Source organism: Phenylobacterium sp. (genome assembly GCF_020253645.1).
Classification (GTDB): domain Bacteria; phylum Pseudomonadota; class Alphaproteobacteria; order Caulobacterales; family Caulobacteraceae; genus Phenylobacterium.
In genome coordinates this window covers 1-3,577 of record NZ_JADCBG010000057.1, presented here as the reverse complement: position 1 = coordinate 3,577, position 3,577 = coordinate 1, and the positions used below count along the sequence as shown (strand labels likewise).

The window sequence follows — 3,577 nt, the reverse complement described above, 5'->3', positions numbered from 1 at the left end:
CGCCCTCGGCCTCGGTCCAGAGGGTCTTGCCCAGCCGGCCGCGGTTGGCGGCGATCAGGCCTGAGGCGGCCCCGAGGATGTGGGCGGTGGAGCGGTAGTTGCGCTCCAGGCGGATGACCTTGGCGCCCGGGAAGTCCTTTTCGAATCGCAGGATGTTGTCCACCTCGGCGCCCCGCCAGCCATAGATGGACTGGTCGTCATCGCCTACGCAGCAGACATTGCCCCGTGACTGGCCCAGCAGGCGCAGCCAGAGGTACTGGGCGACATTGGTGTCCTGGTACTCGTCGACCAGGATGTAGCGGAAGCGGCGATGGTACTCCTCCAGGATGTCCGGCCGGGCCTGAAGCAGGGTCAGGTTGTGCAGCAGGAGGTCGCCGAAGTCGCAGGCGTTCAGCACCCGCAAGCGCTCCTGATAGGCTCGGTAGAGCTCCTGCACCCTGTTGCCGGCGAAACCCGCCCCCTCGCCGGAGGGGAGCTTCTCCGGGGTCCAGCCGCGGTTCTTCCAGTGGTCGATCAGGCCCGCCAGGGCCTTGGGCGTCCACCGCTTCACGTCGATGTTGGCCGCCTCCATCACCTGCTTGATCAGGCGCTCCTGGTCGTCGGTGTCGAGGATGGTGAAGGTGGACTTCAGCCCGACGATCTCGGCGTGCCGGCGCAGGATCTGGGCGGCGATGGAGTGGAAGGTGCCCAGCCAGCGCAGCCCCTCGGCCTCGGGCCCGAGAATGGCGGCGAGGCGCTCGCGCATCTCCCGCGCCGCCTTGTTGGTGAAGGTGACGGCCAGGATTTCCCAGGGCCGGGCCCGGCCCGTGGCCAGGATGTGGGCCAGGCGCGTGGTCAGGACCCGGGTCTTGCCCGTGCCGGCGCCCGCCAGAACCAGCACGGCGCCGTCGACGGCCTCCACGGCTTCCCTCTGCTCGGGGTTCAGCCCCTTGAGGTAGTCTGGCTCGGCCCCGGCGCGCAGTCCTGCACTGGCCCTCTGGCTAAGTGTGAGGCCGCGCTCCGCCTCCGGCCCGCCGAGTGATTCCGTCTCCGACATGCGAACGGATGTAGCACGCGCGGCGCGGGCGGTTCAGCCCTTCGCCTGCAGGGCGGCGACGCTGCTCCGATCAAACCCTTACGAGGATCCCTTCCGGACAGGATCTGGTTCGATCGCGGTTTGTCCTAGCCCCGGTGCATCAGGCCGCACACCTATTGTTCTCGAAATTCGGTGATAGAGTTGGTTTCGAAGATCCGATGGATTCTTCCACTTAATGTGAGAAAACTGACGAGTATCAAAATGCAAATGATCTATACAGTCTGCTCGGCACGTGAATATTACATCAATTCCGTGTCCCATAGCGAATCCAGCTTCATAATACACACCCCCTCTATGCAAAGCAGACTTAACTCCTTCCAATTCAATCAATCTGCATGTGAAATCAGCAACAAGGAACCGTGAGTTCTTTATCTCGGATATAATCTCATCGCAAATTTTTCCGTTTGTAGGCTTGTTATCTATCCTCAAAGGTTCATATCCGGCATCTTTTATTGCCGGCACTATACCCTGTCTCCAAACTTGATTTGTCTCGTCGTGAAACCATAGCGCAACGAAGGCTTGCGGAGATCCCGATTTCGATCCCATAGATTCAATGTAATTGTAGCCGTTGCTTGTAATCTTGCAAATTCCACTCTTGATTGTTATCAGATTATCTTCTTCAAGTAATCTTAAAATTTCAAGTGCTTCGTGATAATTAACCGCTCCAATTTGGGCTAGAATCATTTCTGTATGAAATTTATCCTCAAGGTCCATGTCATGATAAACACTTGTAAACAAAATTTGCTCACTTGGTCGGATATCTATAATGTATCGCATAAATTTTGTCTTGGAATCACTTATTTTTATTGGCTTAATTTTAGAACATTCTTTTGCGAGATTTAAATCGAGTATGGGTTTGTCATCAAAATCAATTCGTCTATCTACAAGCCAATTTGTGATAGCTGATTTTTGGATTGGGTTCAGGCTCTTGCAGAATTCGGAGGCATCTTTCTTTACGATCACTTCACCGCCGGCTCGTGGCGAATAGACATAGTCGCTATCTCCCTCATTCCAGCTTCTCTTCAGGGAGGGCGTTCCCCAAATCGGGCATTCGCAGTTTCCAAGCAATGTAATCCCTCCCAGAGTTTGGCGGTTGCGAGCTGAGTCTCACCTAGACTCGACAGAAATACCACGCGCGGCGCGGGCGGTTCAGCCCTTCGCCTGCAGGGCGGCGACACGACAGGCGGAGGCGAGGGGGCGGGCTCCCCGGCCGGCGTCGATCTCGGCCACCAGGGCGGCCAGTCGCAGACCCCTGGCGGCGGCGAGCGCCTCCAGCGCCGTCCAGAATTCCGGCTCCAGCGCCAGGGAGGTGGCGTGGCCGGCGAGGTTGAGGGAGCGCTTCCTGAGGGTCATGTGTCGGCAGGCATACAGCATGTCGGCGAAGGGCGGCAGACCCTTGAAACCGGACCCGTGCGGCGCTACTTCCTTTTAACTTAGCGGTGTTTAGTGGACGCCATGACCGCCGACGTTCTGACTGCCGACAGGCCGATTCCCGCACCCCGCCGCGACTGGGGCGCCGCCCTGCGCGCCCTTCGCCGCCTGCTCCGCAACAAGGAGGACACCCGCCAGGTCTTTGAGATCATGCGGGCCCTGACGGGGGACTCCACCGGCCAGTGCTATCGTCGTCTGTGCTCCACCGCGCGCGGCGGGCGCATCGCCTATGAGCGCCAGGAGTTCGCCCACCGGCTGATGGATGACGCCTGGCTGGATTCATTCCCCGACGGCACGGTCGGCGCGGCCTACCGGCAGTTCGTGCGGTCCCAGAGCATTTCGGCCGATGGACTGGCCGGTGTGAGCCGCGAGGGCGCCGGCGAGATCGACGCGCTCCATCCGGTGGCCTGGATGGCCCGGCGCATCCGCGACGTGCATGACGTCTGGCACATCCTGACCGGCTATGGCCGCGACGGTCTGGGCGAGGCCTGCCTGGTGGCCTTCTCCTATCCGCAGACCCGCAGCCTCGGCTGGGCCCTGATCGCCCTGGGCGCAATCTCCCGCACCCGCGGCGGTCGCTATCCCTACGTGCGCGCCATCTGGCAGGGCTACCAGCGGGGGAAGAAGGCGAAGTGGCTGCTGGCCGAGGACTACGAGGTCCTGTTCGCCGAGCCCCTGGACCAGGCGCGCCAGCGGCTGGGGATCACCCCGCCGACGATCTACGACGCCATCCCGCCCGAAGCCCGCGACATCGTCGCCAGCCCGACCCCGGCCGGCGCGCCCGTTCCGGCGGTGGCGTAAGGCCCCACGCGCAGGGGACCGATTGGCTCCCTAATTCCTCCCCCTCTTGAGGGGGAGGTGGCCCGCGCAGCGGGTCGGAGGGGGGTTGCTGAGCCGCCGTTGCACCCCCTCACCGCGCTTCGCGCGGAGCTCCCCCTGAGGGGGACCCCTGCGTTATGACCCCAATGATCCCGGAGATGCGCTGAAGGCGTGTTTTGGCGGCCTGTGGGTGGGTTTTGGGGGTGATTTTGAGGTGTCTGGACGGACTCCGGGCGTGTCAGGCCGTCATTG

4 protein-coding genes are annotated in these 3,577 nt (G+C 61.5%); 1 reads left to right on the top strand and 3 read right to left on the bottom strand.

Annotation, left to right across the window (positions count from 1 at the left end):
- The 3 genes from INE98_RS04265 to INE98_RS04255 form a co-directional block, all read right to left on the bottom strand.
- On the bottom strand, positions 1–1,036 hold a 1,036-nt coding region (locus INE98_RS04265), incomplete at its 3' end, for an ATP-dependent helicase (protein ID WP_367120163.1).
- 78 nt (positions 1,037–1,114) lie between these two features.
- Complete coding sequence (locus INE98_RS04260; RefSeq protein WP_293536839.1) at positions 1,115–2,143, bottom strand: hypothetical protein; 1,029 nt, start codon at positions 2,141–2,143, stop codon at positions 1,115–1,117.
- Between the two features lie 81 nt (positions 2,144–2,224).
- Positions 2,225–2,428 carry a ribbon-helix-helix domain-containing protein gene (locus INE98_RS04255; RefSeq protein ID WP_293514991.1) on the bottom strand — a complete coding sequence of 68 codons (204 nt, stop codon included), beginning with the start codon at positions 2,426–2,428 and terminating at the stop codon, positions 2,225–2,227.
- A gap of 102 nt (positions 2,429–2,530) precedes the next feature.
- On the opposite strand from INE98_RS04255, the gene INE98_RS04250 reads away from it, so the two are divergent.
- The gene (locus INE98_RS04250; protein ID WP_293536838.1) at positions 2,531–3,307 is read left to right on the top strand and encodes a Coq4 family protein; all 777 of its coding nucleotides are present in this window, start codon (positions 2,531–2,533) and stop codon (positions 3,305–3,307) included.
- The last annotated feature ends 270 nt before the right edge of the window (positions 3,308–3,577 follow it).

What these genes read in the sequence shown, in the direction of transcription:
- INE98_RS04250 (WP_293536838.1), top strand. Translation starts at nt 2,531, where the DNA reads ATGACCGCCGACGTTCTGACTGCCGACAGGCCGATTCCCGCACCCCGC.
- INE98_RS04255 (WP_293514991.1), bottom strand. Translation starts at nt 2,428, where the DNA reads ATGACCCTCAGGAAGCGCTCCCTCAACCTCGCCGGCCACGCCACCTCC.